The 18,677-nt window shown below is 47.0% G+C and carries 15 protein-coding genes and 1 pseudogene; 12 read left to right on the plus strand and 4 right to left on the minus strand.

What is annotated here, in order from left to right; all coding sequences use genetic code 11:
* Window position 1 precedes the first annotated feature (1 nt).
* The 4 genes from AC0J5I_RS07650 (at window position 2) to AC0J5I_RS07665 (ending at window position 2,812) form a co-directional block, all read left to right on the plus strand.
* Entirely contained in the window at window positions 2-298 is a 297-nt protein-coding gene (locus tag AC0J5I_RS07650; RefSeq protein ID WP_107994869.1) for a rhodanese-like domain-containing protein, read from the plus strand.
* On the plus strand, window positions 295-558 hold the full coding sequence (locus tag AC0J5I_RS07655; RefSeq protein WP_084253961.1) for a metal-sensitive transcriptional regulator: 264 nt from the start codon (window positions 295-297) through the stop codon (window positions 556-558). Before AC0J5I_RS07650 ends, AC0J5I_RS07655 begins: the two co-directional genes overlap by 4 nt.
* Before the next feature lie 488 nt (window positions 559-1,046).
* A complete protein-coding gene (locus AC0J5I_RS07660; protein ID WP_475299343.1) occupies window positions 1,047-1,961 on the plus strand; it encodes an ABC transporter ATP-binding protein in 915 nt (304 codons plus the stop codon).
* Window positions 1,958-2,812, plus strand: a complete 855-nt coding sequence (locus AC0J5I_RS07665; protein WP_475299344.1) for an ABC transporter permease — start codon at window positions 1,958-1,960, stop codon at window positions 2,810-2,812. Before AC0J5I_RS07660 ends, AC0J5I_RS07665 begins: the two co-directional genes overlap by 4 nt.
* Before the next feature lie 47 nt (window positions 2,813-2,859).
* Here AC0J5I_RS07665 and AC0J5I_RS07670 read toward each other — a convergent pair whose 3' ends face one another.
* Window positions 2,860-3,861 (minus strand): nucleoid-associated protein, encoded by a 1,002-nt coding sequence (locus AC0J5I_RS07670; protein WP_475299345.1) that lies wholly within the window; start codon window positions 3,859-3,861, stop codon window positions 2,860-2,862.
* Window positions 3,862-4,005: 144 nt separating this feature from the next.
* On the opposite strand from AC0J5I_RS07670, the gene AC0J5I_RS07675 reads away from it, so the two are divergent.
* The 3 genes and pseudogenes from AC0J5I_RS07675 (at window position 4,006) to AC0J5I_RS07685 (ending at window position 8,070) form a co-directional block, all read left to right on the plus strand.
* On the plus strand, window positions 4,006-4,935 hold the full coding sequence (locus AC0J5I_RS07675; protein WP_475299346.1) for a DMT family transporter: 930 nt from the start codon (window positions 4,006-4,008) through the stop codon (window positions 4,933-4,935).
* 145 nt (window positions 4,936-5,080) lie between these two features.
* Window positions 5,081-6,502: pseudogene (gene pyk / locus AC0J5I_RS07680) on the plus strand (pyruvate kinase); the annotation flags it as partial.
* Window positions 6,503-6,738: 236 nt separating this feature from the next.
* Entirely contained in the window at window positions 6,739-8,070 is a 1,332-nt protein-coding gene (locus AC0J5I_RS07685) for an IS4 family transposase (protein ID WP_475299347.1), read from the plus strand.
* Between the two features lie 227 nt (window positions 8,071-8,297).
* Here the strand turns inward: AC0J5I_RS07685 and argH are convergent, their stop codons facing one another.
* On the minus strand, window positions 8,298-9,689 hold the full coding sequence (argH, locus tag AC0J5I_RS07690; protein WP_475299348.1) for an argininosuccinate lyase: 1,392 nt from the start codon (window positions 9,687-9,689) through the stop codon (window positions 8,298-8,300).
* A 618-nt stretch (window positions 9,690-10,307) separates the two neighbouring features.
* Between argH and AC0J5I_RS07695 the strand changes: the two genes are divergently transcribed.
* Together AC0J5I_RS07695 and AC0J5I_RS07700 are read left to right on the plus strand one after the other, a co-directional pair.
* Window positions 10,308-11,057 carry a gamma-glutamyl-gamma-aminobutyrate hydrolase family protein gene (locus AC0J5I_RS07695; protein ID WP_086987268.1) on the plus strand — a complete coding sequence of 250 codons (750 nt, stop codon included), beginning with the start codon at window positions 10,308-10,310 and terminating at the stop codon, window positions 11,055-11,057.
* Window positions 11,058-11,202: 145 nt separating this feature from the next.
* Entirely contained in the window at window positions 11,203-11,751 is a 549-nt protein-coding gene (locus AC0J5I_RS07700) for a CDP-alcohol phosphatidyltransferase family protein (protein ID WP_475299349.1), read from the plus strand.
* A gap of 38 nt (window positions 11,752-11,789) precedes the next feature.
* Here AC0J5I_RS07700 and AC0J5I_RS07705 read toward each other — a convergent pair whose 3' ends face one another.
* Complete coding sequence (locus AC0J5I_RS07705; RefSeq protein WP_475299350.1) at window positions 11,790-12,959, minus strand: pyridoxal phosphate-dependent aminotransferase; 1,170 nt, start codon at window positions 12,957-12,959, stop codon at window positions 11,790-11,792.
* Window positions 12,960-13,244: 285 nt separating this feature from the next.
* Between AC0J5I_RS07705 and AC0J5I_RS07710 the strand changes: the two genes are divergently transcribed.
* Complete coding sequence (locus tag AC0J5I_RS07710; protein ID WP_475299351.1) at window positions 13,245-13,889, plus strand: hypothetical protein; 645 nt, start codon at window positions 13,245-13,247, stop codon at window positions 13,887-13,889.
* A 312-nt stretch (window positions 13,890-14,201) separates the two neighbouring features.
* Complete coding sequence (gene ilvD / locus AC0J5I_RS07715) at window positions 14,202-15,899, plus strand: dihydroxy-acid dehydratase (protein ID WP_107995075.1); 1,698 nt, start codon at window positions 14,202-14,204, stop codon at window positions 15,897-15,899.
* A gap of 58 nt (window positions 15,900-15,957) precedes the next feature.
* Here ilvD and AC0J5I_RS07720 read toward each other — a convergent pair whose 3' ends face one another.
* Window positions 15,958-17,379 carry an MFS transporter gene (locus AC0J5I_RS07720; RefSeq protein ID WP_107994879.1) on the minus strand — a complete coding sequence of 474 codons (1,422 nt, stop codon included), beginning with the start codon at window positions 17,377-17,379 and terminating at the stop codon, window positions 15,958-15,960.
* A gap of 459 nt (window positions 17,380-17,838) precedes the next feature.
* Between AC0J5I_RS07720 and AC0J5I_RS07725 the strand changes: the two genes are divergently transcribed.
* A complete protein-coding gene (locus AC0J5I_RS07725) occupies window positions 17,839-18,612 on the plus strand; it encodes an IclR family transcriptional regulator (RefSeq protein ID WP_107994880.1) in 774 nt (257 codons plus the stop codon).
* Window positions 18,613-18,677 lie beyond the last annotated feature (65 nt).

Below are 18,677 nucleotides of genomic sequence, written 5' to 3' on the forward strand. Positions count from 1 at the left end.
TATGTATCAATCAATTACAATGCCGGAATTCGAACAATTATGGAAAAAAACTCCTGTCAAACTAGTGGACGTACGTGAAGATGATGAATTTGCACATGCACACGTTGACGGTGCCATCTCTATGCCTTTGAGCGGTTTAGAAGACACTGTGGATCAACTGGATAAGGATGAAAATTACTATGTTATGTGCCTGAGCGGTGCTCGCTCAACTGCAGCTTGCCAATATCTTGCTTCAAAGGGCTACAAAGTAACGAACGTAATGGGAGGCATTTCGGCCTGGAGGGGTGAAGTTGTGTGAACCAATACAACAAAAATATAATCAACCGCATTAAGCGTGCGGAAGGACAAATGCGTGGCATCCTTGCCATGATGGAAGACGGAAAGAACTGTTCCGACGTCGTAACGCAATTATCCGCAGTCCGATCCAGCATCGACCGCGCAATGGGGATCATCGTTGCGGAAAATCTGGTCGCCTGCGTGAACGACCAGGAAAAAGACAACATTTCGAAAGAAGAAAGCGTCCAACAAGCAATCAATCTGTTGGTTAAGAGCAGATAGAGCGAGATGATTCGCGTTTAGACACCCATACGTTGGAGGAACCTGCTGCCGTTCATCGTTTTTGTGGACGACAGCAGGTTGCGAAACGGCAGTGGTGTCTGCGAATCAGAACGCGTTTGCTGAGAGCATAACAAATGTAAGCAGGGGCTGTCTCGAAAAGAGATGGTCTCTGCTTTTTTGTTGTCCGCTATAAATATGTTGGCAGCTGGAGTGATCATCAGCTCCGGCGAGGATCCGCCCGCCGGAGTACGCCGGTAACGTTCATCCCCACCTCTTGCCAAGCTTCCCTCATCGGAGGAGGGAATCAGAATGTTGGCCGACCTCCGGCGAAGCCTCCGTTCGCCGGAGCACACATAATAAAAAAACGAATGCCAAACTCCGGCACACAATTATTTTGTACACACACGCCATTCTGATACACTGAACATGAAGAAGTTATTACATATTCTGGAATAGCAATGCTTCGCTATCAGAGAGGGTGTTTTCAGTTGGAAAAAATCATAGAAGTCAAAGGCTTATCAAAGCGTTTCGGGGATGTGCAGGCGGTCAATAACATCGATTTCCATGTGAATACCGGCCAGCTTTTTGCATTTTTGGGGCCGAACGGAGCGGGAAAGTCAACAACAATCGATATCATCTGCACGCTGCTGCAGGCGGACAGTGGAGAAGTCATGATAAATGGTTTCACTTTAGGAAAGGATGATTTTGCGATCCGTTCCAATATAGGCGTCGTCTTCCAAACGAACTTGTTGGACAAACTGCTGACCGTCAAGGAAAATCTTGAGGTGAGAGGGAGTTTTTACGGATTGTCCAAAGCTGATTGGGAGCCGGCATTCCTCAGAGCGACTCAGGCTGCCGGGGTAACCGAATTTTTGGACAGGCCCTATGGAAAGTTGTCCGGGGGGCAGAAGCGGCGAGCCGATATCGCGCGGGCGTTGATCAACACGCCAAAGATCCTCTTTTTGGATGAGCCGACAACCGGCTTGGATCCCCAAACCCGCAAGAATGTTTGGGATACAATCCGGCAACTCCAAGCTGAACATGGGATGACGATTTTTCTGACGACGCATTACATGGAGGAGGCAGCCAACGCTGATTATGTCATGATCATTGATGAAGGAGAAATCATCGCGGAAGGAACCCCTGATGCGCTAAGGGAAAAGTACAGCTCTGACGTATTGAAGATGCGGACCCAAACAGTTTCCGAAGTGAGCCGCATTTTGGATGCTCAACAGGCACAGTATGAGCTGCAGCAAGATCTCTTCCGTGTGAAATTAGGTAAAACAATGGATGCACTACCCATTCTGGAGCAATGCAAACCATACCTGACATACTTTGAGGTGGTGGCGGGTTCCATGGACGATGCCTTTATTGCGATCACAGGAAAGCAGGTGCAGGAATGATACCGATCATTGGCCGCAACATCAAAATATTTTTCAGGGATAAGGCGAATGTCTTCTTCTCCTTGTTGGCAGTGCTGATCATCATCGGACTCTATGTCTTTTTCTTGGGTAAAAATTTAACGAGCTCTCTGGGGGATACAGTAGGCGCGCAGTATGTCATGGACAGCTGGATCATGTCCGGTGTCATCTCGGTTTCCGGAGTGACGACAACGATGGGGGCATTCGCAGTCATGATCGATGACCGGGCCAATAAAATATTGAAGGACTTTACGGTCTCGCCGATCCGTTCGAGCAGATTGGCGGCAGGATACATCCTGAGTTCGGTGGTTGTTGGGTTCATCATGAGTATCGTTACGTTCGTATTGGCCGAAGCCTACATCTTCCTGAACGGTGGGGAATTGCTGGATCCGCTTGCCATGCTGAAGATGATCGGCTTGATCCTGCTCACCGTGTTGACAAGCAGTGCAATGGTCTATTTCCTGACTTCCTTCTTCCAAAGCCAAAACGCTTTCGCGACCGCCAGCACGATCCTAGGCACAATCATCGGATTCCTTGCCGGTGTCTATGTGCCGATCGGACAGTTCTCGGACAGTGTGCAGACGATCATCAAACTGTTCCCGATGACCTATTCGGCTTCCTTGATGAGGCAAGTGATGATGGAGGATCCTTTGGAAATCTCGTTCGAAGGGGTTCCGGCTGAAGGTTTGGATGCCTTTAATCTGATGATGGGGCATACCATCCGCTTCGGGGAAACCACAGTGACGCCATTCACCAGCATCCTCATCCTAATCGGCACCGCGCTGTTGCTCTACGGCCTGTCCATCCTGAACATCTCCAGAAAAGCGAAATAAGCAAAGAACCGATGGCGCTCAATGCGAGGCCATCGGTTCTTTGGTGTTTAGAACAGATTTTTGATTTTTTCAATATTTTTGATGATGACGGATGTTGTGCCGTCGGGATTGTTGATGAATTCCACGACATCCGGATCTTTGTAAAGCTCCAGCGGGATGCTGATTTCGATACCGTTATCGAGCCGAAATTTTTGTTTGGAATATTTCGGTCCGGCGATTGCCGCTTCCGCTGGGGAGCGATCGACATAGCCCAATTCTTCGACCTGTTCGAAATATTTCTGTTTTTTGGCGAAATTATCGCCGAACAAGGCCTCAGCTATTTTTTCGTTATCGATGAGGTTGTCTTCCTGCATGCTCGTGACGATGGCTTCCTTCGTTTCTGCCAATACCTGGAATTCTTCATCGTTGAAGGCTTTGCTTGTTTTTTGGACCGCCTTTTTGATGATCGAGATGTTCTCCTTCAGGCTCGGCTTTGGCGTGTCCTCGAGGAACATTTCCGTGAAGTAGTTCACCTTTTCGCCCAGTTCCGCGATCATGTGTTTTTTCTCGATGACATGGTATACCATCTGCTCCAGGTTCACCACAAGGCCTTCCTGGATTGCTTGCCGTTGCGAAGGCAGAATGGCACGGTTCAGGATGATTTGGTTGGTCAAAACGTCCCCTTCATACGAAACAAAGTGCGTATAGCTGTCTGAGTAATTCAATTTGAACACCCCAAGGCAAGGCACTTCGTCCAATTCAAAATGCGCGATTAGCAGATCAGCGGGCGGGATTTCGGGATTCAATTTGGTTACGTTGAAGAATTTTTCCGACAAGGCTTTCGTGCCTTCGACGAAATCACTTTGGCAATTCTTGAACAGGGCAGTCATCGGATTGTCCTCTTCCAAAATCCCGTCCTTCATGCTGTCGGAATCTTCGACCTTTGCGACCATCGCTTCGATGTATTCGATCATCATGCGTTCTGATATATCCAATCCGGCATAGGAAAAAATCGGTTCATTCGTGTTGATGTCCAAAATGTGTAAAATAGCTTCTTTAATGCGTATCAAGTTTGTCGACCTCCGTTTTTCTTCACGTATATCAGTATCCCACAAAATCGCCTTTCGGACAAAGCAAAAATATCAGCTTTCTATTTGTCCGACCATCACATATAATGATGTTATTTGAAATAATTAAAGTAATGGAGGGATGAAATGTCTCAATATAAATCCGGCGTGCTGTTCACCGTCGTAGGGGCTCTGCTGTGGGGGATTTCGGGAACCAGCGGGCAGTTTTTGCTGCAGCAGCGCGGGTTGACCTCCGGCTGGCTGGTTGCTGTCAGGATGCTGATGGCCGGCCTCATATTGTTGGTGCTGTGCTACAAAAAAGAAAAGAGCGCCATCTTTCGGGTCTGGAAAGAGAAGCGGGACTACAGGGATTTGTTCCTGTTCGCGGCTTTGGGCCTGTCCTTTTGCCAATACACGTATTTTGCGACCATCAGCCATTCGAATGCGGGAACGGCTACAGTCCTGCAATTTTTGGCTCCGGTCCTGATTATGATTTACCTTTCTGTCAAGAACAGAAAATTACCGCGGTCAGCTGAATTAACAGCCATCATTTTTGCCGTCGCCGGTATTTTCCTGTTGGCCACACATGGGCGGTTTGACAGTCTGGCCATATCGCAGGAAGCATTGCTGTACGGGCTCTTGTCGGCTGTGTCCGTCGTCATCTACAATCTGCAGCCTGCCCGACTGATCAAAACCTACGGGACGCTGCTCGCCTTGGGATGGGGGATGCTGATCGGGGGCGTTCTGCTTTCGGTCTTGTACCAGCCTTGGCGGATCGTCGGAACCTGGGATTTTGCAGCATTTGCTGCATTGCTGGTCATCATTCTGTTTGGGACGGTCATTTCCTTCAGTCTCTATCTGGAAGGCGTGCATCGCATCGGCGCAACAGTCGGAAGCCTGTTGTCATCGGCCGAACCGCTTTCTGCAACGTTCCTTTCCGTTTTTTGGCTCGGGACCAGTCTTCATTGGACGGATCTGCTCGGTATTGCTTTGATCCTGTCGACTGTATTCTTGTTGACGCTGAAATCAAAAACCTTAAAATCAAGCGATGCTATCCAAATCGAACCGAATATTTGAATTTTTCAAGAACGTGGCGCCGAAAAGCATCACGTTTTTGTCTTTTGACAGCGTCATAATTTCTAAACCAGAGCATTTGTTCTATAATGAAGACAGGTAAATGTCAGTTTATGAGGATGGTCAAATCAGAAATGAGGGGCTAATAGTGAAAAAAACGAAGATAGTCTGCACAATCGGACCAGCCAGCGATTCCGTCGATGTGCTGGTAAGGATGATGAACAGCGGCATGAATGTGGCGCGGCTGAATTTTTCGCACGGCGCACATGATACGCATATGGTCAGTCTGAATAATGTCAGGGAAGCGGCACGCTTGGCGAACAAAAACATAGGCATCATGATGGATATCCAAGGACAAAAAATCCGGACAAATAAAATGACTGATGACGCAGTTACGTTGGTTTCCGGGGAGTCGGTAATCATCAGTATGGAACCCGTACTAGGAACAAAAGAAAAATTCTCTGTCACCTATCCGGAGCTGATCAATGATGTGACGATCGGCATGCATATTTTAATCGATGACGGATTATTGGTTCTGGAAGTTACGGATATCAATTATGAATCCAAAGAAATCATAGCCATAGTCCAAGTGGACGGCATCCTGAAGAATTCAAAAGGCATTAATGTGCCTGAAGCCAAGTTCAGTATGCCGGGTCTGACGGAAAAGGATGCTGCGGATATCCGCTTCGGTGTCCAGCAGGGAGTGGACTTCATTGCCGCTAGCTTTGTCCGCAGGGCCAGTGATATCCTGGAGATTATCGAAATCCTTGAAGAAATGGACGCGACGCACACGCAAATAATCGCCAAAATCGAAAACCAGGAAGGCGTCCAGAACGCCGAAGAAATACTCAAAGTGTGCAGCGGCTTGATGGTGGCGCGCGGCGATTTGGGTGTGGAAATAAACGGTGCCGATGTGCCGATCGTCCAAAAAGATCTGATCCGGAAATGCAATTTGGCCGGCAAACAAGTCATCACCGCCACGCAGATGTTGGACTCCATGCAATGGAACCCACGGCCGACAAGGGCAGAAGCGAGCGACGTCGCGAATGCTATATTTGATGGAACAGATGCAGTCATGCTTTCGGGCGAATCGGCTGTCGGCCAGTACCCAGTAGAAACCGTAGCGATGATGGCGCGGATTGCGGAAAGGACGGAAGAAGCTTTGGAGGCAAATGGCGGTAACCTGTCCACATTGGCCTTGTTCGATAAGGCATCCGTTACCGAAGCAATCAGCCAGGCTGCTGCACGCACGGTCATGAATCTGGGCATCAAAACGATTGTAGCGGCAACCAGTTCCGGGCACACGGCCCGCATGATTTCCAAATACCGACCGAAATCGAACATTTTGGCGGCAACCTACAGTGAAAGGGTTCAGAGAGGGCTGACGCTGGTCTGGGGAGTTCAGTCTTTCGTGATCGAAGAGCCTGAAAATGTTGATGATATGCTTAGCAAGGTAACCGCATTGGCGAAGGAAAAGGGATTTGCTCAACCTGGAGACGCCATTGTCATCACAGCTGGGACGCCGATAAAAGAAAGCGGCACGACCAATCTGATGAAGATCGAACGCATCCCCGAGTGAATGCACTGAACTGAGCAGAACGTTTTTTGAAGGGACAAAAAAATGCGGGACCACCAAAACTGGCAATGTCATTAACTTAAGCGACTTGACAACTGTAAAAAGGCGAGAATGCATTCAAATTATGCATTCTCGCCTTTTTTTTATGAGGATATTATTCCTCCTCTTTATATTTCCCGTTATACTTAATGTAAAGAGGATGGTTCATTTATCAAAAGGAGGGGTCAAAAATGACGGTCCAACTGACGGTGTTTCAGGAATATATTGAAGAAGCCCAAACGATTTATCTGGAAGATATCCGCGAAGGGAACCCACAAGCTTTTACCCGAAAAAGGAAAACGACCCCACTCACATTGATGCTTCAAATGTTTGCGCAAAAGGGGAACTCCCAATTTTGTGAACTCTTAAATTTCTACGATAATCAGAGGAAACCGCTCGACATTTCGACCGTCGCTTTTTATAAGGCCCGAATGAACTATAACCCCAAAGCTATCCGGTTGATGATGACTGACTACATGTCCATGATTTATGAAGAAAACGATGACCAATTGGTCAAGCTGAACGGCTACATTGTGACCGCGATAGACGGCTCTGACATCATCCTGCCCTCCACGGAGGAAAACGCCAAGAAATATGGTGTGGCTCTTAATGCAAAGGCATCCGCCAATCCGGTGATGGCCTCCGTCTCCCTGCTTTATGATTGTATCAACAAATTGGTGATTGACACGTTTGTCGGTCCGTACAAGAGCAGCGAGCGCGATTCGGCTTCGCAGCACCTCCACGTATTGAAAGAAACGCTGCGGCAACCGACCATTACCGTGTTTGATCGCGGCTATTTTTCGTTGCGTCTGGTCCATCAACTGATTCAGGACGGGCAGAAATTTGTGATGAGAATGGATCACCAGAAATTAAAACGCTATTCCAGTCAGCTGTCTGTAGGGCAAGATAAAACCTTTGAAGTCACCTTTGACAGATCCCAGACAGACGAGTACCGGAATGACCGAATTTTCCGGGCGACCTTGATGAGCACGGTTTATCCCTTGCGTTTTGTAAAAATCCCGCTTCGCAAGCAGGATAGCGAGAAGATAGAGGACGAAGTCCTTTTGACGAATCTAACACCCGCAGAATTTTCATCCGACGACTTGAATGAAGTGTACCGATTGAGATGGGGAATCGAAACTGCCTACAACGTACTGAAAAACCGGATGAAGTTAGAGGAGTTCAGTGGCATTCGGGAACGGCTGATTCTTCAGGACATTTATTGTAGTGTTTGGTTGTACAACCTGACAATGCTTCATTTAATCGAAGTGAGCGAAACAAGAGCAATCCCCCAAGAGCGTTATAAATATGAAATGAAGCAAAATCTCAGCATCGCTATCGGAATCGTGAAAACCTATTTCATACGATCGTTCATGAGTGAAACACGCGAACAACGGAGAGAAAGTTTTGAACAAATGAGTGCGCTGCTTACCAAGCACCTTGTCCCCGTCCGCCCACATAGGGCGGCCAAAAGGAAGACCCCGGTGAACAAATCCAGACGATCTTATCGTTACACATATTAACTTGAATTCCCTATAAAATTACAACGGGAATCATTTAAAGCTTGATAAATCAATGTTTCCCTGTTGAAACACGTTATAATAATCCGGGAATGAAGTTATTAGGGCAACTTTCTTCATGGAGTTGCCTTGCTTCGTCGTGCTTTCCACTGTCTCTTATTTGTCAATACCCTTAAGTTAATGACATTGCCAAAACTGGTGGTCCCGCATTTTTATGTTATTTTTGGTGATCAGGAAATAATCTGGTAGTCTTCCAATTTTGTTTTGACCGACTCGATGTGCTCTTTCACGCGTTCCGGTGCCGGTCCGCCGGCTACATTTCTGCGGATGACGCATTCTTTCAGGTCAACCTTCTTGTAGATGGTTTCGTCAAAAGCGTCCGAGTGTTTTTTGTACATCTCCAACGGGAAGTTTTCCAGTGTCAGGTTCTGTTCCTCGCACTCCTTCAGGATATTTCCGGTGATCTGGTAAGCGTCACGGAAAGGGATGCCTTTTTCGACAAGGAAGTCGGCACAGTCGGTGGCGTTCAGATAACCTTTTTGCGAAGCCTTCAGCATGGCTGATTCAATCACGTCCATATCGTTCAGCATTGCAGGCAGGATCTCCAGACAGAATGTGACTGTGTCGATCGCTTCGAACAGCAATTCCTTCTCTTCCTGCATATCTTTGTTGTAGGCAAGCGGCAAGCCTTTCATCAAAGTCAATACGCCAATCAAATCGCCGAAGACGCGGCCGGATTTACCGCGCAGCAATTCCGCGATGTCCGGATTTTTCTTCTGCGGCATGATGCTGGATCCGGAAGAGAATGTATCCCGGATTTTCACAAAGCCAAATTCTTGCGATGACCAGAGGATGACTTCTTCAGCCAGACGGGAAATGTGGACCATGATAATCGACATATCCGCCAGCATTTCCAAGGAATGGTCGCGATCGGATACGCCATCCAAACTGTTCCGGGAAAAATCCTTGAATCCAAGTGCTTCAGCAGTGAAGGCGCGGTCCAATGGCAAGGTAGTTGTCGCAAGAGCGGCACTGCCCAGCGGCATATAATGCAGAACCCGTTCTTGGGCATCATCCAGACGGGATTTGTCCCTCAGGAACATCTCCGTGTAAGCCATCAGGTGATGGGCAAAAGTGATGGGTTGTGCACGTTGCAGATGGGTATAACCAGGCATGATCGTTTCCAGATGCTGTTCGGCTTTTTCGCTCAAAGCGAGGGCAACATTGGCGGTAAGGCTGGAAAGATGCTCCAAGGCAGAAACGGAATACAACTTCAAAGCAGTCGCTACTTGATCATTGCGGCTTCTTCCGGTGTGGACTTTCTTGCCGATAGCGCCAAGACGACGCGTCAATTCCGCTTCCAGGAAACTGTGGATATCTTCCTCCGAAAAATCGATGGTGAGATCGCCATCCTGCAGCTCATCATTCATTTTGCCCAGTTCATTGACGAGGGCATCCGCTTCTTCGCGGGGAATGATTTCGGTTTTGCCCAACATTTTTGCATGAGCGATACTTCCGGCGATATCCGCATAGACCAGACGGGCATCAGCATCGATGGATGAATTGAATTCAAATGCCTTTTCATTCATGGAACCGTGATAATTATTTGACCAAATTGCCATAATTTCCTCCTTGGCAGGGTGTTTGTCTTGCAGTGGATGACCACACTCGACGCCCTGGCTCTTTACGATAGTATTTTATTACGCTTCATTATTGATTGTTGCTTTTTTCTTTTTGCTTCTGTCAATTGTACAATTGTTTCGAATGCGAGTTCAATCCCTTTTTGCAATTGCGTATAATCTGTCCGTTTTTAATACTACTCTTTCCCCAAAAAATATGCCAATGCAAGTATTCTCATTCTTTTTTAATTTTATTTTCTATATTGAATCCTAGAGCAAAAGTGTTCAAAAAGCAAGAAAAATCAAGGATATTCATGGAAAATAGAGAATAAAAATGAGATGCTGCAATGAGAAACGCCACAACTCGTCATTGACAGAGGCATGACGGCACGTTACAATAGCATTAATTTATTTTTAAATGTGAATTTGGTGAAAAAGTTTATCGAATAGCAATAATAGGGGTGGAGGAATGAGAATGATGGACAGCTGCCTGGACATGTATATGTGTTGCGGTAAAGTTAAGCTTGTGCATCGTGCGCTCATTTGGACAGCCTTTTTGGGAAGTGTTTGCAGATCATGACCGCACTTCATTAGAAAAAAATGTGACGGGAGGAATAAGGGATGAAACCGATTATAGGAATTGGAGGCAACCATTTGAGCGCTGAACTCGGCAATCAGATGGAAAAAACCTACACACCGCAAGGCTTTATCGATGGTGTACAAGTAGCAGGAGGGATTCCGCTCGTGATTCCCATCAGCGATCCCATGGATGCAGAGCATTACATCAATGCTGTGGACGGATTGATTTTGGCAGGCGGGCAGGACGTATCCCCGATCCTTTATGATGAGGAGCCGACTCATCGCTTGGGTGTCACGCATCCGGCGAGGGACGCTTTCGAAATCGCTTTAGCGAGAGAGGCTTACAATCAGTGCAAACCGATTTTTGCGGTATGCCGTGGGATGCAGCTGATCAATGTCGCTTTTGGCGGCAGCCTGCATCAGGATATCAGCCAGCTGGAAGAGTATGATGTCCAACATGACCAAAAAACGAACATCCAGTATGCTTCCCATTCGATTGCGATTGCACCGAATAATTTCTTGCGTTCCTTTTTAGGGGAGAAACATCTTGTCAATTCTTTCCATCACCAAGGCGTCAAGGAATTGGCGGAGCCATTTGAGGCAATCGCGTGGAGCTCAGACGGGTTGATCGAAGCCTTCCAAGCAAAAGAAAGAAGCCAAAACATCTTCGCGGTGCAGTGGCATCCGGAATTCATGCTGGCCTCTTCCCAGAAGATGCAATATTTCTTCGATGAGATTGTCTTCCTGGCGGGGACAGGCATCCATTATCAAGACAACGTCATGCATTATTGAAAATCGTTCAGAAATCTGCTGCCATCCGGCTGCTTGGTTTCTGAATTTTTTTGCGCGTGCGACTCTGCTAAAAATAGCTAAAGGATGCGGTATAGATTAAAATATATATAAGAAGAACGCCAATGGTAGCTGGGAGGCCAAATTTATGAAACGTGTACCGAACATCCTGACGCTGATACGCCTGTTTTTGATCCCTTTTTATTTGATGGTCTTCTATTCCGATGTGGCGCACCCGGTCCGTTGGGCGATGATTATTTTTCTGGTCGCCAGTCTTACCGACATCATCGATGGCTATATCGCCAGGAAATATGATGCCATCACGAAATTCGGGCAGGTGGCTGATCCGTTTGCGGATAAAGTGATGCAGATTTCTGTTCTGTACACCTTGATGGACATCGGGTATATAGAAAACTGGTTTTTCCTGATCGTATTGATAAAAGACGGCCTGCAGATACTGCTGGGCGTGGCTTTGCTGAATGTCGAGCCGAAGATCATCGTGCCGGCGAATGTATTCGGAAAAGCGACGACTGTCCTGCTTTTTGTCACGATCCTGCTTTCCTTGTTCCGTCTGCCTGGTTTGATCTACCTGCAGCTGTTCGTCGGGGGATTGGCTGTCATCACCTTCTCCCAATATGCCTACCATGTCTGGCAAGCATGGAAAAAAAATAAGTCAGCCAAAATTGATAACCAATGATCCAAAAAAACGACGAGGAGACTCGTCGTTTTTTTGTTCTATAAATGCGGATAAGCTTTTATGATATAGGCTTTGATGCGGTCAACGGCTTCCTGCAGGACTTCTTCCGATTCGGCGAACGGAATCCTCAAGTAGCCTTCGCCCATTTTCCCGAAAGCGGAGCCCGGTGTCAGCGCCACATGGGTTTCCGTTAAGATTTCCATCGCAAAATCATAGGAGGACTTGCCGAATGACTTGATGTTCGGGAAGGCATAGAAGGCACCTTCCGTACTCAGACAATGGAAGCCCGGGATTTGGTTCAAGCCATCGACGATGATGTGGCGGCGACGGTCATATTGTTCCAGAAAATAACTGACATCATCCTGCGGTCCTGTGATTGCAGCGATTGCGGCTTCCTGGATGAATGGAGGGACACAGAATCCGATACCTTCCCTGAACTCAGCCATCCGATCGATGGCCTCCGTATTGCCGACGACATAACCGATCCGCCAGCCCGTCATCGCATAAGTTTTGGATAAGCTGTTCACGACGAAATGATTTTCCTTGGCCCCATGTATCTGGAACAGGCTGAAATGTTTCTTCCCATCGTAAATGAGGCTTTCATAGACCTCATCAGACAGAATCGCAATCTGATGGCGATCGGCCAAGGACACGATGGCTTCCATATCGCACTGATCAAGGATCGAACCCATCGGATTATTCGGCGTATTCAGAATGATCAGGCGTGTTTTGTCGGTCAGGACCTGTGCGATGTCGGAAGCCTGCATCTTGAATGAATTTGCTTCGTAGACGGGCACAGGGACAACTTTGGCTCCCAAAAGCATGATCTGGCCGAGATAATTCGGATAGCTCGGGTCGGCTATGACCACCTCGTCGCCTGGATTGAGGATCGCCATCATCACGTGCAGAATGGCTTCCGTTCCGCCAAAAGTTGCCATGACTTCATTCGGATCGAAGGGGATGCCGATCTGGTCCGTATATTTATTCGCTACGGCTTGCTGGAAAGCGAACTCACCGACATTGGGACCGTAGTGCGTATGATTGGCGGCGATGGCGTCCTGCGCGGCTTTTTTTATGCTTTCCGGTGTTTCGAAATTCGGTTCGCCCATCGTCAGCATCAGCGTGTCATCAAATTGGGCCGCCAACTTCGCCATCTTTCGGATGCTGGATGCCGGATAGTTTTTGGATAGTTCAGACCAATGGTACATGTGTGTGCTCCTTTTAATCAACTTTTCTTCTATTTTTCTACTATCTTATCAGATATTCTTCGACTATCCTAGTATCGGGAGCGGGGAGACGAATGAAACAAAAAAGAAGGTAAAGATAATTTTCTGAAAAGTTGCATTCAGCTTAAATGTTTTTGGTATAATGAAAGGATGGGTACAAAAACAGAACGACTTTTCATTTGCTGCAACGGGATGGCCTATTTTAAGAGTAAACTCAAGAATAGGTGTGGAAGGCGGATTTTGTAATAACAAATTAGGAGCATCAGGATGTCAGATCAGAAGATTTATTTATTATTGACGGATACAGGATCGCTATTGACTCGGATCATCAAACTGTTCACGAGAAAAAAATATAACCATGTATCCTTGGCGTTTGATGCAGAACTGGCGGATACCTTCAGTTTCGGCCGCAAAACAGCCAATAACCCTTTTATCGGTGGGTTCATACAAGAAGATGTGACATCCGATTTCTATAGCCGGGCAAAATGCGCGGTTTATGAGTTGACCGTGTCAGAGGAACAGGCGGCTGTGATGAGAGCCTATGTTTCTTCATTCGAGAAGGACAAAGAACAATACCATTACAATCTGCTGGGACTATTGCCGGCTCTATTCAATATGGAATGGAACAGAGAAAATTATTATTTTTGTTCCCATTTTATTTCGACTGTATTAGTGGAGGGGGACGTGCTGCAAGCCAACAAACCCGTGGCACTGATGAGGCCAACAGATGTTTTGGAAGCATTGCCGTTTGTGCCCTTGTATGAAGGAATCCTTTGTCATTTCAATGAGCTGTCCCTGCGTGAGGGCGAGCATGGTTTGGCGTACGCAACGGAAATGATCATCGATTCCATCGATGCGGATAGTGCGGATCTCTGCTTTCCGGAAAAATTTTCGCCTGTTCCTGTCCTTTAGTCGTAAGGATGCATGGAGACAGTTGATTGGATTATGAAAGAAAAATAAAAGCATTGACTTATTTCTAATTTAGATTTAATATTTAAAGAAAGATAATGAAAGGAGTTGCAGTATGATGAGAAAAATGAACGCACACAGTACGCCAACTTGCCATGCTGTAAACACATTATTAGTCATTATTATGCCCTAGGATTCAAACTATTCAATTAGTTGAGTCCTATTCTTAGTGAATCAGGGCTCGACGTAAGCTGGAGCCCTATGTCACATGAGGGCTTCTTTTTTATAAATACAATGGAAAAAGGGGAGACAGCAATGCGTAGTGATAAAATCAAAAAGGGAATAGATAAAGCGCCACATCGTTCCTTGTTGCGAGCGACCGGACAAATCAGGGAAGAAGGGGACATGGACAAACCGTTCATAGCTGTCTGCAATTCCTATACAGATATCGTGCCTGGTCACGTGCATTTGAGAGAATTAGGCGATATCGCCAAAGAAGCGATCCGTGAAGCCGGCGGGATTCCTTTTGAGTTCAACACTATCGGTGTCGATGACGGGATCGCGATGGGACACATCGGGATGCGTTACTCATTGCCATCACGCGAAATCATTGCCGATGCCGCTGAAACGGTCATCAACGCACACTGGTTCGACGGTGTCTTCTACATCCCGAACTGCGATAAAATTACACCGGGTATGCTGTTGGCTGCTGTCCGCACCAACGTTCCGGCGATTTTCTGCTCGGGCGGCCCGATGAAGGCTGGACTTTCCGCTACTGGACAGGCTCTGACATTGTCATCCATGTTTGAAGCGGTCGGCACTTTCAAGGATGGCAAAATGACCGAGGAAGAATTCTTCGATATGGAAGCCAACGCTTGCCCAACATGCGGCTCTTGTGCAGGGATGTTCACCGCAAACTCGATGAACTGTTTGATGGAAGTATTGGGATTGGCATTGCCATACAACGGTACTGCTTTGGCAGTCAGCGACGAGAGAAGAGAACTGATCCGCGAAGCGGCCTTCAAATTGATGGACTTGGTCAAAAAAGACATCAAACCGCTTGACATCATCACTGCTGATGCAATTGATGATGCTTTCGCCTTGGATATGGCGATGGGCGGCTCGACGAATACGGTGCTGCATACATTGGCTTTGGCGAAAGAAGCCGGAATCGACTATGACATGAACCGCATCAACGAGATTGCGGAAACAACGCCGTACCTGTCAAAAATCGCACCATCATCTGTTTACTCCATGCATGACGTGCATGAGGCGGGCGGTGTGCCGGCGATCATGAATGAGTTGATCAAACACGGCAACCTGCATCCGGACCGTATCACTGTCACCAGCAAGACAATCCGTGAAAATGTCGCAGATCACGAAATCAAGAATGAAGCAGTCATCCATAAATACGAAAATGCCTATTCTCCGGTCGGAGGCTTGTCCATCCTGAACGGGAATATCGCTCCTTTCGGCGGTGTCATCAAAGTAGGCGGCGTGGATGCCGACATCAAAAAATTCGTCGGAAAAGCGATCTGCTTCAGCAGCCATGATGAAGCGGTGGAAGCAATCGATAACCGCACAGTCAAAAAAGGCCATGTTGTCGTCATCCGCTATGAAGGCCCTAAAGGCGGACCCGGAATGCCGGAAATGCTGGCGCCAACATCTTCCATCGTGGGACGCGGCTTAGGCCGTGACGTTGCCCTGATCACGGACGGCCGTTTCTCCGGTGCCACTCGCGGTATCGCAATCGGACACATCTCTCCTGAAGCAGCTTCAGGCGGCCCAATCGGCTTGATTGAAGACGGCGATGAGATCGTCATCGATCTTGAGCACCGTACGATCAACGTAAGCGTCGCTGATGAAGTGCTGGAAGAAAGAAAGAAAAAACAGACGCGCTTTGTGTCGAAAGTGAAGACAGGCTGGTTGGCACGTTACGCCGCTTTGGTTACATCAGCCAATACCGGCGGCGTTCTGAAGACACCCGAAGAATTCTTTGCAGAACACGAATAATAAAAAAATCCCAACCGGAAGTAATAATCCGGTTGGGATTTTTTTTGTCGTGGATGGGTTATTCTTCGTCGCGGCCTAAAGCGACTTGCATCTCTGCAACTGTTTTTCTGTCCAAGTTGAAGATGAACTTGAAGCAGATGAAGATCAGGATATAGCCAATCAATGGGAATAGGGCAGCCATATCCCGGATGGCCAGTGAGTTTTCGGCGGTCCAAGTCACCGGATTCTTAACATCCAATGTAGGAATCAGGATGGCGATGGCTGCAGGGATGAATGATTGGCCGAAACCTTGTGCGACTTTACGCAGCATGGAATAGGTTGCGTAGACCGAACCTTCATTACGGATGCCGGTCTTCCACTCTTGAAAATCGATCGCATCAGCAACCATACCCCACGTGTAAATCGTCAAACCGAATGCGAAGCTGTTTGCGATGATCTGCATCGCGATCCAAAGAATCGGGTTTGTGATTTCGACCAAGTAAAGGAAGGCATAAACTGCGATGGAGCCAATCAATGGCCAAGTGGATAATTCCTTTTTGCCTAGTTTTCCGACCAATACGCCACCGATAGCAGTACCCACGAACAATGGGATAACTTGCGTGAGGATGGAGTAAGAACTCAAGGTTCCGTCCCCGAAGTACATCTGGTAAGTCAATTGGTGCAATTGGTTCCCACCCATGATGAACAGGATCTGCGCGATGGAGGCAAGAGCGATACCCAGAATTGCGCGGTTGCGGAAGAAGTCTCTTAATGTCTTAAAATAGTTGAATTTCACTTCTTCGCCTTCAACCTCTACGTGTTGGATGCGTTCTTCCGTATTCAGATAAAGAAGCGCAAAGGCTATGATGGAAACCACACCCAAAATGACAGCAATCGGAAACATTCTTTCGCCGCGGAAAATACTGGCTGTTTGGCCGTTTTTTGTGACCTGTTCGTAAGCGAACATCGGAATCAGGATGCCTAGAGGAACACCGGCGATGATGTATCCCCAAGAACGTGCATTGGATAGAGCAGCGCGTTGTGAAGGTTTGGAAGTCATAACAGAGCTTAAGGCGCCGTAAGGTACGTTAACGACTGTATAGGTGACATCCCATAATATGTAGCCACCGATACACAAGCCAAGTTTGGCAGGATAGCTCCAATCGGCTGCGTCGATGAACATGACGGTTGCTGCCAATGCTAAGAAAGGAGCCCCGCGGAGAATCCATTGCTTGAATTTTTCGCCTTTTTTATTTGCACCCATACGGTCGACGATCGCGCCGATGATCGGATCATTGATGCCATCGAGGATTTTTGTGATCAGAATGACGATGGAATAGTGGGCCAATGAAATCCCGATGTACTGTGTGTAGAAGATGAACATGTAGCTGGAAATTAGCGTGAAACTCATATTGCAGCCGAAGTCGCCCATGAAATATCCGAGTAGGTCACGGAATCCGAATGGACGTTTTGTAGCGCCGGTTAACTGATTTTGAGCCATTTTTAAAACTTCCTCCCATAAAAGATTATTTTTGATAAGAAGAGTGAAAATAATAATAACGGAAATAATATATCACAATATGAAACCACTTTTCTTAATCTGATATGAGTATAGTGAGAAAACGCATTCAAGTCAAAGGAGATGAGGAGAAATGATCCAAAATAAAGACAGGCTTGTCAAATTTCTGACATAATCCTCAGCGTTTGCTTCCATAAGAAGACACAAAAGCTGTCCGTCGTGAATGTGTGTATCTGTGCCTGGATATAAATATTTATGGAAATATCACTCAGGGGGCTTATCATGGTTTATTTTCTTTGCTATAATATCACAATATGAAACGGTTTCCCGTTTAGTGAATCCAAACGCTGATTTTTGATTAGATAAGCATGGAAAATGGAATGGTATACAAAGATTTTATAAGGTTTGAGACTATATTTTGAAAAAAGGATGATCAGAAAAATGGTGCAAAAAGAAGAAACAAACACAAGCCCGAAAGTGCAATCGATAGATCGGGCCTTATCGATTTTGGAAACATTGGCGGACTATCCGAGCCTCAGCCTGATGGAGTTGAGCGAAAAAGTCCACCTGCATAAAGCAACGACCCATCGTTTGGTGAACTCTTTGATGGAAAATGGCTATATCGACCGCAATCCTGACACCAAGCAATATCGTATTTCCTTGAAGATGTTCCATCTCGGGAACAAACGTGTCCACAACATCGACTTCTTGAATGTGGCCAAAAGCATGATCCGTCAGTTGTCGGATGATACGAAACAGACCGTGCATCTGGTTGTGGAAGACAATGATGAAGTTCTCTACATCGATAAGTATGGTGAGTCCCGCGGCGTGCGGATGCAATCAAAGATTGGTACGAAAGCGCCGCTTTATTGCACTGCGGTCGGGAAAGCACTTCTGAGCACCCGTCAAAATGCTGCCGTCCGTGAATATTGGGACAGTATCGTGCCGGAACAGAAGACCGGACGCACAATCACCACTTATGAAGATCTCGTCAATGAACTGGATGAAATCAGAAGAAATGGTTACGCCCTTGACGATGAGGAGTTTGAAGAGGGTATCGTTTGCATTGCTGCAGCGTTTTCTAGCGCAAGGGAAGTTGCCGCAGGAGCGATCAGCATCTCCTTGCCATTGTCCGACATGGTTGATAAAGACTTCTACACCGGAAAAATTTTGGAGTATTCCACAAAAATTTCACAGTTGCTCGGTCACTTTTGATCCGTTCCGATCTGAGGCCGACACGGCAGTAACTCCCCACGAACCGCATGATACATGCGTTTGTG

The sequence above is a fragment of the Trichococcus sp. TS_SC_9 genome (genome assembly GCF_056156325.1).

What these genes read in the sequence shown, in the direction of transcription:
- AC0J5I_RS07650 (WP_107994869.1), top strand. Translation starts at nt 2, where the DNA reads ATGTATCAATCAATTACAATGCCGGAATTCGAACAATTATGGAAAAAA.
- AC0J5I_RS07665 (WP_475299344.1), top strand. Translation starts at nt 1,958, where the DNA reads ATGATACCGATCATTGGCCGCAACATCAAAATATTTTTCAGGGATAAG.
- AC0J5I_RS07675 (WP_475299346.1), top strand. Translation starts at nt 4,006, where the DNA reads ATGTCTCAATATAAATCCGGCGTGCTGTTCACCGTCGTAGGGGCTCTG.
- AC0J5I_RS07685 (WP_475299347.1), top strand. Translation starts at nt 6,739, where the DNA reads ATGACGGTCCAACTGACGGTGTTTCAGGAATATATTGAAGAAGCCCAA.
- argH (WP_475299348.1), bottom strand. Translation starts at nt 9,689, where the DNA reads ATGGCAATTTGGTCAAATAATTATCACGGTTCCATGAATGAAAAGGCA.
- AC0J5I_RS07695 (WP_086987268.1), top strand. Translation starts at nt 10,308, where the DNA reads ATGAAACCGATTATAGGAATTGGAGGCAACCATTTGAGCGCTGAACTC.
- AC0J5I_RS07700 (WP_475299349.1), top strand. Translation starts at nt 11,203, where the DNA reads ATGAAACGTGTACCGAACATCCTGACGCTGATACGCCTGTTTTTGATC.
- AC0J5I_RS07705 (WP_475299350.1), bottom strand. Translation starts at nt 12,959, where the DNA reads ATGTACCATTGGTCTGAACTATCCAAAAACTATCCGGCATCCAGCATC.
- AC0J5I_RS07710 (WP_475299351.1), top strand. Translation starts at nt 13,245, where the DNA reads ATGTCAGATCAGAAGATTTATTTATTATTGACGGATACAGGATCGCTA.
- ilvD (WP_107995075.1), top strand. Translation starts at nt 14,202, where the DNA reads ATGCGTAGTGATAAAATCAAAAAGGGAATAGATAAAGCGCCACATCGT.
- AC0J5I_RS07720 (WP_107994879.1), bottom strand. Translation starts at nt 17,379, where the DNA reads ATGGCTCAAAATCAGTTAACCGGCGCTACAAAACGTCCATTCGGATTC.
- AC0J5I_RS07725 (WP_107994880.1), top strand. Translation starts at nt 17,839, where the DNA reads ATGGTGCAAAAAGAAGAAACAAACACAAGCCCGAAAGTGCAATCGATA.